This is a genomic window from Mycobacterium cajalii, from assembly GCF_045809005.2.
Lineage (GTDB): Bacteria > Actinomycetota > Actinomycetes > Mycobacteriales > Mycobacteriaceae > Mycobacterium.
This window is the reverse complement of the sequence record NZ_CM141436.1, coordinates 1,319,526-1,334,842: the sequence shown is the minus strand read 5'-3', so window position 1 is coordinate 1,334,842 and position 15,317 is coordinate 1,319,526. Positions and strand designations below refer to the sequence as shown.

12 protein-coding genes are annotated in these 15,317 nt (G+C 67.8%); 1 reads left to right on the top strand and 11 read right to left on the bottom strand.

Annotated elements, in window-relative coordinates; translation table 11 throughout:
* Positions 1-7: 7 nt before the first annotated feature.
* From mddA to ACJ512_RS06360, 4 genes are all read right to left on the bottom strand, one after another.
* A complete protein-coding gene (mddA, locus tag ACJ512_RS06375) occupies positions 8-748 on the bottom strand; it encodes a methanethiol S-methyltransferase (protein ID WP_407688492.1) in 741 nt (246 codons plus the stop codon).
* A gap of 43 nt (positions 749-791) precedes the next feature.
* Positions 792-3,635, bottom strand: a complete 2,844-nt coding sequence (gene secA, locus ACJ512_RS06370) for a preprotein translocase subunit SecA (RefSeq protein ID WP_407688493.1) — start codon at positions 3,633-3,635, stop codon at positions 792-794.
* A 116-nt stretch (positions 3,636-3,751) separates the two neighbouring features.
* On the bottom strand, positions 3,752-4,438 hold the full coding sequence (gene hpf / locus ACJ512_RS06365; protein WP_407688494.1) for a ribosome hibernation-promoting factor, HPF/YfiA family: 687 nt from the start codon (positions 4,436-4,438) through the stop codon (positions 3,752-3,754).
* Positions 4,439-4,765: 327 nt separating this feature from the next.
* Entirely contained in the window at positions 4,766-5,398 is a 633-nt protein-coding gene (locus ACJ512_RS06360) for a ComF family protein (protein WP_407688501.1), read from the bottom strand.
* 134 nt (positions 5,399-5,532) lie between these two features.
* On the opposite strand from ACJ512_RS06360, the gene ACJ512_RS06355 reads away from it, so the two are divergent.
* A complete protein-coding gene (locus ACJ512_RS06355; protein ID WP_407688495.1) occupies positions 5,533-5,826 on the top strand; it encodes a chorismate mutase in 294 nt (97 codons plus the stop codon).
* A gap of 58 nt (positions 5,827-5,884) precedes the next feature.
* Here ACJ512_RS06355 and ACJ512_RS06350 read toward each other — a convergent pair whose 3' ends face one another.
* The 7 genes from ACJ512_RS06350 to ACJ512_RS06320 form a co-directional block, all read right to left on the bottom strand.
* On the bottom strand, positions 5,885-6,319 hold the full coding sequence (locus tag ACJ512_RS06350) for a hypothetical protein (RefSeq protein ID WP_407688496.1): 435 nt from the start codon (positions 6,317-6,319) through the stop codon (positions 5,885-5,887).
* A gap of 2 nt (positions 6,320-6,321) precedes the next feature.
* On the bottom strand, positions 6,322-8,775 hold the full coding sequence (locus ACJ512_RS06345) for a hypothetical protein (RefSeq protein WP_407688497.1): 2,454 nt from the start codon (positions 8,773-8,775) through the stop codon (positions 6,322-6,324).
* Between the two features lie 121 nt (positions 8,776-8,896).
* A complete protein-coding gene (lpqB, locus tag ACJ512_RS06340; RefSeq protein ID WP_407688498.1) occupies positions 8,897-10,654 on the bottom strand; it encodes an MtrAB system accessory lipoprotein LpqB in 1,758 nt (585 codons plus the stop codon).
* Positions 10,655-12,355, bottom strand: coding sequence for an MtrAB system histidine kinase MtrB (gene mtrB, locus ACJ512_RS06335; RefSeq protein ID WP_407688499.1), 1,701 nt, complete (start codon positions 12,353-12,355; stop codon positions 10,655-10,657).
* 78 nt (positions 12,356-12,433) lie between these two features.
* Positions 12,434-13,120: a two-component system response regulator MtrA gene (mtrA, locus tag ACJ512_RS06330; protein WP_144948567.1), complete on the bottom strand. Its 687-nt coding sequence runs from the start codon at positions 13,118-13,120 to the stop codon at positions 12,434-12,436.
* Between the two features lie 93 nt (positions 13,121-13,213).
* The gene (locus tag ACJ512_RS06325; protein ID WP_461479997.1) at positions 13,214-13,942 is read right to left on the bottom strand and encodes an IS110 family RNA-guided transposase; all 729 of its coding nucleotides are present in this window, start codon (positions 13,940-13,942) and stop codon (positions 13,214-13,216) included.
* Between the two features lie 56 nt (positions 13,943-13,998).
* Positions 13,999-15,234 (bottom strand): IS256 family transposase, encoded by a 1,236-nt coding sequence (locus ACJ512_RS06320; protein ID WP_369741377.1) that lies wholly within the window; start codon positions 15,232-15,234, stop codon positions 13,999-14,001.
* Positions 15,235-15,317: the final 83 nt, after the last annotated feature.

Here is a 15,317-nt window from a genome sequence, read left to right as displayed (position 1 = left end):
CGGCCCCCTATTCGGGCTTCCGGCGGGGCGGCCGCGGTAGCAGCATCGACACGCTCCTGCGGTATGCGTGGTATTGCTGCCCCAGGGCGGCCACGAGGTCGCGCTCTTCCAACCGCACCGCGGTAAGGATGTAACCCGTGGTGGCCACCGCGAACAGCAGGTGCCCCGCCGTCATCGTGGGCGTCGCCCAGAAAGCGATGACGAAGCCCAGCATGATCGGGTGGCGCACCAGCCGGTACAGCGAACGGGCCTGAAACCCCAGTTCGGTGTAGGGCTCTGCGCGCCAGGCCAGATACACCTGCCGAAGCCCGAACAGGTCGAAATGGTTGATCATGAAGGTCGAGGCGAACACGATCGCCCAGCCGAGCCAGAACAGGGCCCACAAAACTAGCCGGCCCGCCTGCGGCCGTACGTCCCAGACCACGGCCGGCATCGTGCGCCACTGCCAGTAGAGCAGCGCCAGCACGGCGCTGGACAGCACCACGTAGGTGCTGCGCTCGATCGCCGGCGGCACGAAGCGCGTCCACCACACCTTGAATCCCGGCCGCGCCATGACGCTGTGCTGGACCGCGAACGCGCCCAGCAGCAACGCGTCGACCAGCAACGCCCGCCCCACGGGCGCGGTGAGCCCGTGATCGACGCTGCGCGGAACGACCATGTTGCCCACGAACCCGATCGCATACAGGAAGACCACGACGAACACCGCGTACGCCGCGGCGCCGTAACCCAGGGCCAGGTAGCGCTTCATGGACTCAGTGTCCACCGCGACGGCGTCCTGGCAAACAGCCCGACTACCGCTTTTTCACCGATTTCGGCGGCTTGGCGCCGCGGCCCTGCTGTCGCGCCGCCGCGCGCCGCTCGCGCCGGCTGGCGCCGCCGGGCACCCCGGCGGGGGCCTTGTCCGCGCCGCCGCCGTTGCGCTGCAGCTGCGCCGAACCGTCCTCCGAGGGGCCGGAGTACGTCAGCGCCGGCTGCTGCTCGTCATCGATACCCTTGGCGTGCAACATACTTCGCGCCTCCTCGCGTGCACCGCCGGAGTCGGTCTGCTGGCCGCCGTCGCCTGAGCCCGCGCCCAGCTCGGCGAGCCCTTCCGGCGCTTCCACCGGAGCCACCTGCGGGGACGGCGCGGGCACCGCTTCCACGGCGACGTTGAACAGGAAGCCGACCGACTCCTCCTTCATGCCGTCGAGCATGGCCATGAACATGTCGTAGCCCTCCCGCTGGTATTCCACCAGCGGATCGCGCTGCGCCATCGCCCGCAGCCCGATGCCCTCCTTGAGGTAATCCATCTCGTAGAGGTGCTCGCGCCACTTGCGGTCGATGACGTTGAGCAGCACGTTGCGCTCCAGCTGGCGCATCGCGCCCTCACCCGCGAGCTCCTCGAGCTCGGCTTCCCGTGTGGCGTACGCGCGTTCGGCGTCGGCAAGCAGCTCGTCGAGCAGCTCCTCGCGGGTCAGGTCGTCACGCTCGGTGTCGGCGTCCAGGCGCATCAGCTTCTCGTGGTCGATCCCGACCGGGTACAGCGTCTTCAGGGCCGTCCACAACGCCTCCAGGTCCCAGTCCTCGGCGTAACCCTCGCCCGTCGCGCCGTTGACGTAGGCGGTGACCACGTCGCGGACCATGTCGAGGGCCTGCTCCCTGAGGTTCTCGCCCTCGAGGATGCGGCGGCGCTCGGCGTAGATCACCTTGCGCTGCTGGTTCATCACCTCGTCGTACTTGAGGACGTTCTTTCTGACCTCGAAGTTCTGCTGCTCGACCTGGGTCTGCGCGCTCTTGATCGCCCGGGTGACCATCTTGGCCTCGATCGGCACGTCGTCGGGCAGGTTGAGCCGGTTGAGCATCGACTCCAGCGCGGCGCCGTTGAACCGGCGCATCAGCTCGTCACCCAGCGACAGGTAGAAGCGGGACTCGCCGGGGTCGCCCTGCCGGCCGGAGCGGCCGCGCAGCTGGTTGTCGATGCGCCGCGACTCGTGCCGTTCGGTGCCCAGCACGTACAGGCCGCCGGCCTCGATCACCTCGGCGGCCTCCTTGCCGGCCTCCTCCTTGACCTTGGGCAGCTCCTCGTGCCAGGCCGCCTCGTACTCGTCGGGGGTCTCCACCGGGTCCAGCCCGCGCTCCCGCAGCCGCTGGTCGGTCAGGAAGTCGACGTTGCCGCCCAGCACGATGTCGGTGCCGCGGCCGGCCATGTTGGTGGCGACGGTGACGCCGCCGCGACGGCCCGCCACGGCGACGATCTGCGCCTCCTGCTCGTGGTATTTGGCGTTGAGCACGTTGTGCGGGATGCGGCGCTTGGCGAACTGGCGCGCCAGGTACTCCGAGCGCTCCACGCTGGTGGTGCCGATCAGCACCGGCTGGCCCTTCTCGTAGCGCTCGGCGACGTCGTCGACCACCGCGATGTACTTGGCTTCCTCGGTCTTGTAGATGAGGTCGGAGCAGTCGGTGCGGACCATCGGCTTGTTGGTCGGGATGGGCACCACGCCGAGCTTGTAGATCTCGTGCAGCTCGGCCGCCTCGGTCTGGGCGGTGCCGGTCATGCCGGCCAGCTTGTCGTAGAGCCGGAAGTAGTTCTGCAGCGTGATGGTGGCCAGGGTCTGGTTCTCGGCCTTGATCTCGACGTGCTCCTTGGCCTCGATCGCCTGGTGCATGCCCTCGTTGTAGCGGCGGCCGTACAGCACGCGGCCGGTGAACTCGTCGACGATGAGCACCTCGCCGTCGCGGACGATGTAGTCCTTGTCGCGGTTGAACAGCTCCTTGGCCTTCAGCGCGTTGTTGAGGTAGCTGACCAGCGGCGAGTTGGCCGCCTCGTAGAGGTTGTCGATGCCCAGCTGGTCTTCGACGAACTCGACGCCCTTCTCGTGCACACCGACGGTGCGTTTGCGCAGGTCGACCTCGTAGTGCAGGTCCTTTTCCATCAGCGGCGCCAGGCGGGCGAACTCGAGGTACCAGTTGGAGGCGCCGTCGGCGGGGCCGGAGATGATCAGCGGGGTGCGGGCCTCGTCGATCAGGATGGAGTCGACCTCGTCGACGATGGCGAAGTTGTGGCCGCGCTGGACGCAGTCCTCCAGCGAATGGGCCATGTTGTCGCGCAGATAGTCGAAGCCGAACTCGTTGTTGGTGCCGTAGGTGATGTCGGCGGCATAAGCCACCCGGCGCTCGTCGGGGGTCATCTGGGCCAGGATCACCCCGACGTCCAGGCCGAGGAAGCGGTGCACGCGGCCCATCCACTCGCTGTCGCGCTTGGCCAGGTAGTCGTTGACCGTGACGATGTGCACGCCCTTGCCGCCGATGCCGTTGAGGTAGGCCGGCAGCACCGACGTCAGGGTCTTGCCCTCACCGGTCTTCATCTCGGCGACGTTGCCGAAGTGCAGCGCCGCGGCACCCATCAACTGCACCTCGAAGGGGCGCTGGTCGAGCACGCGCCACGCGGCCTCGCGGGCCACCGCGAAGGCCTCGGGCAGCAGGTCGTCGAGGCTCTCCCCGTCGGCGTGCCGCTTCTTGAACTCCTCGGTCTTGGCCCTCAGCTCGGCGTCGGTGAGCTTCTCGATGTCCTCGGACAGCGAGTCGACATAGTCGGCAATGCTTTTGAGGCGCTTGACCATGCGACCTTCACCAAGGCGCAGCAACTTCGACAGCACAGCTATGTCCCCTGTGGGTTGGAGTCTTCTCTGTCTATGAGACGCCGTCCATCCTAGGTGACACGCCGCGCCGGCCGCCCGAGCCGGATCAGGCGAGCCCGATCAGCCCGGTCGCCTCAGGCCAGTCTGATGAGGCCGTAGTCGTAGGCGTGCCGGCGGTAGACGACGCACGGCCGTTCGCTCTGCTTGTCGTGGAACAGGAAGAAGTCGTGCCCGACCAGCTCCATCTCGTACAGCGCGTCGTCGACCGTCATCGGCGTGGCCGGATGCTCCTTGGTCCGCACGATCCGGCCCGGCTCGTGGTCCCCGAGCTGCTCGGGGGCGGCGCCGTTGCGCTCGGACGGCGGCGCCTGAGGCGCGCCGTTCAGCCGCTCGGACGGGGGCGCGACCGCGGTGGCCGCGGCCAGCGAAACGGGGGTCTTGTCGCCGTAGTGGACCTTGCGCCGGTCCTTGGCGCGCCGCAGCCGGTTCTCCAGCTTGGCGACCGCGGACTCGAACGCGGAGTAGAAGCTGTCGGCGCAGGCCTCGGCCCGGCTGACCGGTCCGCGGCCCCGGGCGGTGATCTCCACGCGTTGACAGGACTTGCGCTGACGGCGGTTGGGCTCGTGTTTGAGCTCGACGTCGAAGAGGTAGATGGAGCGGTCGAACCGCTCGAGGCGGGCGAGTTTCTGGGAGACGTACAAGCGGTAGTGGTCGGGGATCTCGACGTTGCGGCCCTTGAACACGACTTCGGCGCTGGCGGCCGGTTCGGCCTGACCGTCGGTCTCCGCCGGCGGGTCGGCGAGCAGCTGATTGGAATCCATGGACAGCCTTGACATGCGTGACAATTCGTTCCCTTTCCACGTCGCACGCGCGCTGCGTGCCCGACTTACTCAGAGGCGCGCCGACGGGGTGAGAGCGGTTCCGGAATGGTTCACGCGCAGGCTGCCCGCCGGTGCAAGGTGCCGAATACTCACCCCCTTCGCCAGTGGGGTCGCAACCTGGGACTTTCGACCAGTGCGGCATGACCGGTAGGTCATTGCATGTTGTTCTCGACGTTAGCTCGTGTTCGCCTTGGGATGCCACTGATTTCGCCGACCCGTTGCGAGTTCTTCACAACCTCTTGGCACGCGCACGGTCTCACCCCGGGTTCACGCCGCCGCGACCGCGAGGACCGCGGCGACCCGCACCCCCGCGGCGTGCAGGGTCCGCACCGACTCGCGGGCCGTCGCGCCGGTGGTGACGACGTCGTCGACGACCATCACCTCGGTGTGGGGCGGCTGAGCGTGCAGCAGCACCCGGCCCGCGATGTTGCGCTCGCGGGCCGCGGTGCCCAGGCCCGCCGAGTCGCGGGCCAGCGCCTTGATCCGCAGGACCTGGGCGACGGTGACGTCGGGATGCCCCGCCACGGCGGCCCGGGCCAGGCGGGTGACCGGGTCGCCGCCGCGGCGGCGCGCCGCCGAGCGCCGCGTGGGTGCGGGCACGATGGTCAGCGGGGTCTCGACGATCCCCCAGGTCAGCAGCCGGTGCACGCCGAGCGCCAGGGCGCGCGCCAGGGGCGCGACGAGGTCGCCCCGGCCGCGCTCCTTGACCGCGAGGATCGCCTGGCGGCGGGCCCCGGCGTAGCGGCCCAGCGCGAACACCGGCACCTGCGGGTCGACGCGCGGGGTGACGACGTGGGGCTGGTCGGCGGCCACCGACAGCTCGCGGCCGCAGGCGTCACACCAGCGGGTCGCCGGCGCCCCGCAGCCGCCGCACTCCAGCGGCAGGATGAGGTCGAGCACGTCGCCCAGTGTGGCGGCCGGGGCCGACATGTCCCCCGCTTCGCGCCGAGATCGACGTCTTGCAGGCGATCACTCGCACTTTCGCGGGCAAACGACGACTTCGGTGGCTCGCTGGCTCATGTACGGTCGCGGACGTGTCGCTCGCCGAGGTCCGCTCCCAGATCGATCAGATCGACGAGCACATCGTCAGGCTCTTGGCCACGCGCCAAAAGCTGGTAACAGAGGCCGCGCTCTACAAAACCGATCAGCACTCGGTTCGTGCACCCGACCGCCGCGCCGCCATGATGGCGCGGCGACATGAGTGGGCTATCCGAGAAGGGGCGTCACCGGAAGTGGTGCGGCGGGTGTACGACGCGATGGTCGGAGCATTCATCGATCTCGAACTTCGAGAGCACTCCCAGATCAGCCGAGCGGACCCCCGCAACTGACCGCCGCCGTCGCCAATTCAGCACGTTTGGCAACTCCTCTGGCGATCGGTCGTCGAAACTACGGACTCCCTTGGGCTGGCCTCAGTACGCCATCACGTGCGACGGAATAATATTTCTCGATTCTCCCCCGCAGCCACTCGAGCCATTTCGTGTCGGATTCGAAATTGCCTCGCTCGGCCTTGAGTACCTGAACGAGTTCCTCAAGAGGTAGGTCAGGTGTTTCCGCGAATTCATTGAGATAGTGCCATTTCGAGGATCTGTTGTAGAGTCCGTGCTCATTCGGCGCGTCCAAGGAGGCGATCATCGCATTGACCTCGTACTCGCGAGCCGACCAGTAGACTTGGAGCCGGCAGTCGGCGCTCCGATAATAGACCACCGAGCCCCGTCGGCCGCCTTCATCAACATTGTTGTCAATTTCGTCCAACTGAAACCCGAGGGAGGATAGAAGCGGTCCAATAATGGACTGCACTTTCTCTGGAAAGTCTTGCGCCACTGTCAGTTATCCTTAATCCAGGCGTTTCCGATTCGTGTATATCCGTATTTCACGGCGTTGTCGGCCAGGTATTCTATCTCCATCGCAGAAAAAGAGCCCTGTCGCTTCAACAGGATTTCCTCTAGCGAGGAGTACTCGCCACCTAGAAGGTATTCGATGCGCGACACTCCGTTCTCCAATTGCGCGCGAAGGAACTGCTCGTTCACCCGCCAGGCCAAGACCTTGGCGTCGGCCTCACCCAGCCCGTGCGTTATGGCGTCCCAGGTCGCGCCTCCGGTGTCGAAGTAGATCCCGCCGTTGCGCCTCGCTTCGCCGATGTAGCCCGCTTCCTGCCCATCCCACTTGCCCAAGACCACGCGGTCGACGTTGCCTATGTCGTTGATCGGGCTCGGCATGTGGTGAGTCGAGAGGTCGGCAACCTCGCGGGCGAGTTCGTCTGTCGGACGGCCATTGACGAAGGCGTCGTTGAGGTTGGACGCAACGTCGGCCGCGTGAGGTGCGCCGCTGCCCGAGTGATCACCGGCTACCGGCGACGAATGGTCACCCGCCGCCGGCTCATCGGGGCCGATTCGCGCCGGTGGGTGGTGCTCGCCCGCGCCCTCGGGGCTCCCACCACCACCATGCGGCGCGTCGTCGACGTGCGACGGCGGTTCGGTCGGACCACCGCGCGACGCATCCCCAGCACTTGGCAAAGGCGGCCCGGATGCGTGTGGGGCGGGTGCCGAGCCAGGGGTGGGTGCGTGCGGAGCCGAAACCGTGGCCGCGGGCGGCGGAGCGTGTACGGCGGCCGGCGCCCGGTCGACGGCATGCCCACCGGGAATCGCGGACGGCGCAGATTCCAACGGTTGCCGGTGGCTTGAGGGCACGCGATCATCCGGGATCGCCGGGGTGCTGACCGGATGCTCACCAGGCGCACGCGGATTTTCGCCTACCGGCACCCTCGATTCGGTTGGACTGTGCGGCAAAGAACCACCCGGCTTGGGCGGAGCGGGGGCGCCAGACGTGTCGATCGACGCCGGCGGCCGGTCCGGGGACGGCACTTCGACATGGGGTGCGTGCGGCGCGGGCGCGGCAGGGACGGGTTTCGCGACGTCGCCGAACCCCCGCGACGCCGCAACCTCCCCGTGGGCCGCCTTGGCGGCCGCTTCCCCCGCTTCAGCCGCCCCGCGAGCGCCCTTGGCGGCTGCTCCTGCTTCCCCACCCGGTACGAAAAAAGTAGCGAGATCGAACAGGTTTTTCCCTGCGGCCTCAGCAGGATCTTTTTTCCAATCGTCCCAATGGACCAGGCCTTTGCCGAATTCTTTCCAGGCGTGCCCTACCCCAGGCGCGTGATCCCCACCCAGCCCGACCAACGGCGCCATCCCGCCTACCATTTCCCGCCAGGAGTTGTACCAACCTTCAGGATCGACCAGTGCCCGTGGCGGCCCATACGTCCAGTCGTTCTTGAGGATTCCGCCGGCCTCTTCGAGGGCGCCCTTGCTGATATGCAGCTGGGAGTCGACAATTCGTCCGACATCTGTCCCGTGCAGGAACTGATTCCAATCTTTGGCAGCCTTGTGGCCCATTGTCGTGAGCACGGTCGTGGCCTCGGAGACCGCGGCGGCCAGCTGCTCACGCAGCGCGTCGACTTCAATGGTGAAATTGTCGCCCACCGTGCGGATATCGTCGGCGATTTTGCGGATCTCGTCTTCGTCTTCGTCGGTGAGAATGTCCCAGACTTCTTTGATACCCGTCATGGGGTTACAGATGCGGGACAACAGATCGAGGATCGCAGCATGAACCCGATCGATCTTGTCGGCGTACTCATTCAGCTGAGCCGCGATCGAGATGCACTGTTGCAAAACGCCGGCGGCGCTGCGGTGAGCGTCCGTGAGCGCCGCTGCAATCGCCGGTCCTTCCGGCATCTGCTGGGCTTCGACGATGCCCATGGGCCCCGCCGCGCCGATTATCTCGCTGACCTCGAAATTCGTTCCGGCGCTGATCCAGGCGGCCGCTGCGGTACGCAGTTTCGTTGAATCACCGCTCGGCCAGATCATCCCGATATAGGGAGCCACCCACCCCCACCCCGCCGGGGCGCCGGTGCCGGTTCCGACCGCCGACGGCGTTGACCCCGTCCCCACGGACCCGGTAGGCCCGGGTACCGGCAGCGGCTCCCCGCGGCCGGATACATCTGACATCGCCTCGGCCATCGAGTAGTTGTGCGCGGACATCCGCACACCGTCGCCGATGCTGCATAACCCGTTCCGGGTTACGGCCATCGCCTCCAACACCTTCGCCGCCGAATTGTCGTAGCCGCGTCCGAATGCGGTGCCGGCCGGATCGCTGCCCGCCATTCCCGCGCATCCGGAAAGCACCCCGGCAAGACCGGATGTCACCGACCACAAACCCTCACCCACCGAGACCACCGCAGAACCGGCACCATCCAGCGCGGCGGGATCAACTCCCAGCGGTGCCATCAGGGCACCGCGCCCGACTTGTTCCGCAATGCCTCACCACCCTCGGCAAGCGCTCGCGCGCGACGGCTGTCGCCATCGGCTCAACGCGGGGAACGTAGCCGCCGGCGGCCACCACGGCAAGTCAGCCCGGCAGCACCGGCGCCGCCCCCACGACCGTCAGCCCCGGGACCTCCGACCAGCGCGGTTGGCCTTCACCGGCCGACGCCGAGTACTGCAACACCCCTTGGGGCCCAGCGACGTACACCGTCGACGGGTTGGCGGCGACCGTCGTCACCGGAAGCTGCAGGCCACGCGCGGGCGCGTCGGAGTTCACCCCGTCGAGGTTCACGTAGGACACCGGGTGGGTGGCGTCGGTGCGGGTCACCACGATGTCGTCGCCGGTCCGCCAGGACAGCGACACCACCGAGGTGCCCAGCCCGAAGCCCAGCCGCCGCGGGTAGGTGAGGGCGTACTGGCCGGCCTGCGTCTGCTCGACACCGGCCAGGATCACCTGGCCACCGATCACCATCGCGGCGCGAGTGCTGTCCCGGGACAACTGCAGGTCGGTGATCGGTCCCGGGAAATGGCTCGCGACGGCCGCGGAGTCCACCGGGATGCGCGCGGGCTGCCCGGAGGCGGGTTCCTGGATCGCCCGCAGCACGTTGTTGCCGTCCACGACCACCCACACCGCGTCGTCCAGCGACCAACTGGGCCGCGACAGGGTGTGGCCGTCGGCGGACTGGGCCGCCTCGGCGCCGAGGTCCCCGATCCACAGCGACGCCTCCTGGTCCGGGGCGCCGCGGCGCAGCGTCACCACGGAGGCGACCTGCCGGCCGTTGCGGGACAGCGCCGCCCCGGTCTGGTCCGGCATCCGCCCGAAGGCCCCGGGCACCGTCGTGGTGTGCTGGCCGTCCAGGCCCACCAGCGCGCCGTTGACCAGCGCGTGCACCCCCGCCCCCGCGCCGTCGGCCACGCCCGGGTCGGTGGCGGCGACGTCGGAAGTGGTCCACCCCTCGGCGAACCTGTCGTCCAGCGGTGCGCCGTCGGCGTTGATCACGTACGGCCCGCGGATGTCCGCCCTGGCCAGCGTCCAGATGATCTGGGCGGCCAGCAGTTGCCTGCTGTGCGGATCGGTGGTGGACAGCTTCTCCAGGTCGATGCGCGCACCGCCGTAACCGCGGCCGATCCCGTTCTTGCCGCCGTCGGCGCGGGTCACCGGCCCGCGCAGCCGCAGCGGCGGGGCGAGCAGGTTGCGGACGGTGTGGGCCATCTCGGGGCGGGGCCCGGCGATCAGCTTGGAGATCAGCTCGGTGGCCAGCTGGTCGTGGTCGGGCACCGCGACGTAGCGCGGGTCGGGCACCATCGTCTTGCCGGTCGGGTCGGCGAAGTAGAGCGTGTTGCGCTTGTAGGTCGCCTGGAACTGCTGCCAGTCCAGGAAGACGCCGTTGGGCAGGCGGTCGATCCGCCAGCCGCCCGACGTCTTGACCAACTCGATCGGCCCCGGGTCGGGCAGCACGCCCTCGGCGGTCTCGAACACGCCCATATCTGACAGCGAACCCAGGATGTCGGCCCGCATCGTCGCCGAGACACGTTCGGCCGCACGGGTTTCCACGAACACCACATGGTCGATCAGCAGCGCGCTGCCGGCGTCGTCCCACGCGTTGGACGCCGACTGGGTGAGGAACTGCCGCGCGGCCAGGTGCCGGTTCGCCGGGTCCGCGGTGGCCTTGAGGAACTCCCTCAGCAGCACGTCGGGATCCATGCCCGGGGTCGGCTTGGGCAGGTTGGAGGGCGCGGGCCGCTCGACGGTGCCGATGGCCTGCGGCGCCGACGTGCTGGGCACCCCGGCACAGCCGCCGAGCAGCACCGCCGCGAACAGCAGGGAAAGCAGGCGCCGCATCTAGCCGCTCCTCTCGGCGGGCTCGCGCTGGCGCTGACGGTCCTTGCGGTGCTGCGGGCCGGTGTCGCCGACCTGCGGTATCGGCTGCGAATTCGATTGCGGGACCGGCTTCATGGGCAGCGGGCTGGTGGTCACCTTGTGGCCGCGCACCAGCGGCAGCGTCAGCCTGAAGCACGAGCCCTCGCCGGGCTCGCCCCACGCCTCCAGCCGGCCCTGGTGCAGTCGCGCGTCCTCGATGCTGATCGCCAGGCCCAGTCCGGTGCCCCCGGAGCGCCGCACCCGCGACGGGTCGGCGCGCCAGAACCGGCTGAACACCAGCTTCTCCTCGCCGGGGCGCAAACCGACCCCGTGGTCGCGCACCGTGACGGCGACGGTGTCCTCGTCGGCGCCCATCCGGATCTCCACCGGCTTGTGCTCGGCGTGGTCGATGGCGTTGGCGATCAGGTTGCGCAGGATGCGCTCCACCCGCCGGGTGTCCACCTCGGCGATCACCTCGTGGGCGGGCAGGTCCACCTGCAGCTCGACGCCGGCGTCCTCGGCCAGGTGCCCCACGTTGCTCAGCGCGCTGCGCACGGTCGCGCGCAGATCCACCGCCTCCACGGACAGCTCGGCCACACCGGCGTCGTGCCGGGAGATCTCCAGCAGGTCGTTGAGCAGTGTCTCGAACCGGTCCAGCTCGCTGACCATCAGCTCGGTGGAGCGCGCCAGCGTGGGGTCGAGATCGGCACTGTGGTCGTAGATCAGGTCGGCGGCCATGCGCACCGTGGTCAGCGGGGTGCGCAGCTCGTGGCTGACGTCGGAGGTGAACCGGCGCTGCAGGTTGCCGAACTCCTCGAGCTGGGTGATCTGGCGGGACAGGCTCTCGGCCATGTCGTTGAACGACATCGCCAGCCGCGCCATGTCGTCCTCGCCGCGCACCGGCATCCGCTCGGACAGGTGCCCCTCGGCGAACCGCTCGGCGATCCGCGACGCCGACCGCACCGGCACCACCACCTGGCGGGACACCAGCAGCGCGATCCCGGCGAGCAGCACCAGCAGCACCGCGCCGCCGGTGATCATCGTGCCGCGCACCAGCGTGATCGTGGCCTGCTCGTTCTTCAGCGGGAAGATCAGGTAGAGCTCCAGGTTGGCCACCTGCGACGACGCCGGCGAGCCGATGACCAGCGCGGGCCCCGAGAAACCGTCGGTGTGCACCGTGGCGTACTGGTAGGCCGCCTGCCCGGCCTTGACGAAACCCCGCAGCGCGTTGGGCACCTGGTCGACGGGCCCGGCCGTGGTGGCGGCGCGGGGGCCGTCGCCCGGCACCATCAGCACCGCGTCGAACATGCCGGCCAGCCCGGCGCCCGAGGCCTGGTCGGTCTTGGAGGTCAGCGTGTTGCGGGCCAGCTGCAGGCTGCTGTCCAGCGAGCGCGTCTCCTCGCCGCTGACAATCCCGCCGACCGTCGTGCGCGCCCGCTCGATCTGCTCGATGCCGGCCCGGACCTTGACGTCGAGCACGCGGTTGGTGACCTGGCTGGTCAGCACGAAGCCGAGGGCCAGGATCACCCCCAGCGACAGCCCGAGGGTCAACGCCACCACGCGCAGCTGCAGCGATCGGCGCCAGGCGACGGCCACGGCCCGGCTCACCGCGCCCATGCCACGAGGCAGGGGACCCGAGCGGCCCCAGCGACTACGAGTGCGTCGGCGCGAGCCGAAGATCACCTGCGCCGCTCCTCAGCATCGCTCCGCTCTGCATCGTCGCCAGCGCGGATCACCTGCGCCGCTCCTCAGCATCGCGGATCACGGGGGTCCGGCCTTGTACCCCACTCCTCGAACGGTCAACACCACGGTCGGGTTCTCAGGGTCCTTCTCGACCTTGGCCCGCAGGCGCTGGACGTGCACGTTCACCAGGCGGGTGTCCGCCGGGTGCCGGTACCCCCACACCTGTTCGAGCAGCACATCACGAGTAAACACCTGCCGCGGCTTGCGTGCCAGCGCGACCAGCAGGTCGAACTCCAGCGGGGTCAGGGAGATCTGCTCGCCGTTGCGGGTGACCTTGTGCGCCGGCACGTCGATGTCGACGTCGGCGATGGACAGCATCTCGGCCGGCTCGTCGTCGTTGCGCCGTAGCCGGGCGCGCACCCGCGCGACCAGCTCCTTGGGCTTGAACGGCTTCATGATGTAGTCGTCGGCGCCGGACTCCAGGCCCAGCACCACGTCCACGGTGTCGGTCTTGGCTGTCAGCATCACGATGGGGATGCCGGAGTCGGCGCGCAGCACCCGGCACACGTCGATGCCGTTCATGCCGGGCAGCATCAGGTCCAGCAGCACCAGGTCGGGCCGCAGCTCGCGCACCGCGGTCAGGGCCTGGGTACCGTCGCCGATGACCGCGGTGTCGAAGCCCTCCCCGCGCAGCACGATGGTGAGCATCTCGGCCAGCGAAGCGTCGTCGTCGACGACGAGAATCCTTTGCCTCATGGACTCCATGGTGTCACCAGATCGGGACAAATTACGGGCGCCACACGGGCGTTTCTTGCTCTAATCCGAAAATGGCGGTGCGCTGACTCGATACGGGTGTGGTCAGGCTGCGGGGGTGAGGGTGACGGTGTAGCCGAGTGCTTCGAGTTGGCGGATGTGGTTGCGTTTTTTGACCTCTGGGTTTGTGTGTTTGGTGAAGTGATCGGCGCCGAGATCGGTGAAGTGGGTGTCCTGGTCGGCCAGGAGGTGCCAGACGATGACGAGGATGGAGCGGCCGACGGCGACGATGGCGCGTTTCTTGCCTCGTCGGCGGGCGATGCGCCGGTAGCGTTCGCCCAGGAAGGTGTCGGTGCGCCCGGCCACCACGGCGGCCTCGCCCAGGACCCGCGCCAGGTAGCGATTACCGTGCCCGGTCGAGCCGTTGCCCTTGGTTTTGCCTGCCGAGGAGTTGATCCCCGGTGAGAACTTCGCCCATGAACACAGGTGCCCGGCGGTGGGGAAGCGCGACATGTCGGTGCCGATTTCGGCGAGGATGATCGCGGCGGCGATGGGCCCGATGCCGGGGATTTCATCCAGGCGTGTCGCCGCCGCGGCGAAAGGGGCCAGATAGGCCTCGATTTGTTCGTCGAGGGCGGCGATGTCGGCGTCGATACCGTCGATGCGGTCCAACATCCGCGCCAGCAGGAACCCGTGATGGGCGTCGAAGTGGCCGTTGAACGCGTCCTCGAGCCGGCCGATCTTGGTCCGCATCCGAGACCGCGCCATCTGCGCGAGTACCTTGGGGTCGCGTTCGCCGGAGATCAACGCCGCCATCATCGCGCGCCCGGACACCCGAGCCTGTCACGATTTCTGTGTAAGTCAGAGGTGATTTGACTACGAGTTGTATTCTAGCACAATGGGATTCGCCCAGGGAATAGTCTGGCGAGTGTGTTGAGCGCCACAGTCCAGTTGTGCGTTCCAGTACCCGAATAGCCTCCTCTCTCGCTGGAGATGTTGCGCAGCCCGAGGTACAGCAACTTCATCGCGGCGTCCTTGTCCGTGAAATGACCACGGTTCTTGGTGATCTTGCGCAACTGGAAGTTGATCGACTCGATCGCATTGGTGGTGTAGACGATCTTGCGCAACTCCACCGGATAGTCCAGGAACGGAACGAATTCCCCCCAGGCGTTGTGCCACACGTCAATTGCACCCGGATATTGGGCGCCGAATTGCTGGTCGAACTCCTTGAGTGCGAGTTCGGCTCCATCGACGGTCGGCGCACTGTAGATCGCCCGCATCGCGGTGGCGACCTTCTTGCGGTCCTTATAAGACACGAAGCGCATCGCATTCCTAATGACGTGCACGACGCAGGTCTGCACCACGGTATCGGGATAGATCGAGCGGATCGCATCAGGCAGACCGGTCAGCCCGTCGCAGCAGGCGATGAGGATGTCGCGCACCCCGCGGTTGCGCAGGTCGATGACGACCTTCTGCCAGAACTTCGCCCCCTCGGAGTCCTGGATCCAGCAGCCCAAGGCGTGTTTGCGGCCCTCCAGATCCACGCCAATGGCCAAATAGGCGACCTTGGTGGTGATGACCCCGTTGTCGCCGATCCGCAGCCGCAGCCCATCGATGTAGAGGATCGGGTAGACCTCATCGAGCGGGCGGGCCTGCCAGGCCTTGATCTCATCGACCACCACCTCGGTGATATTGGAGATCAACTCCCGCGACACCGACGCCCCATAGACCTCCTGCAGGTGGGCTTCGATATCGCGGGTGGTCATTCCCCGTGAATACAGCGACAACACCACCGAATTGATGTTGTTGAGCCGGCGGGTCTTCTTCGGCACAATCGCCGGCTCAAACGAGCCGTTGCGATCACGCGGCGCATCGATCTGCACCGGGCCGTTGACGGTGGTCACCGTTTTCGGCGTGGTGCCGTTGCGCGAATTTCCCGATCCGCGTCCGGCCGGATCGCCGGCCTCATAGCCCAGATGGTGGGTTAGCTCCGCATTCAGCGCCCGCTCCAGCACGGCCTTAGTCAGCTGGTTCAGCAAACCGTCCGCGCCGTCGATCGGGGTCCCGGTCTTCACCGCATCCTTAATCAACGAGTCCAGCGTCTCTTCGGTGAACATCTCGGCCAGCCGCCGCGCCGCGGTCGTCTCCTCAGCCGGCATCTGCATGGTCTTGGTCACAAAACACTCCTTCTGTCCGCCCAACGGCGGTC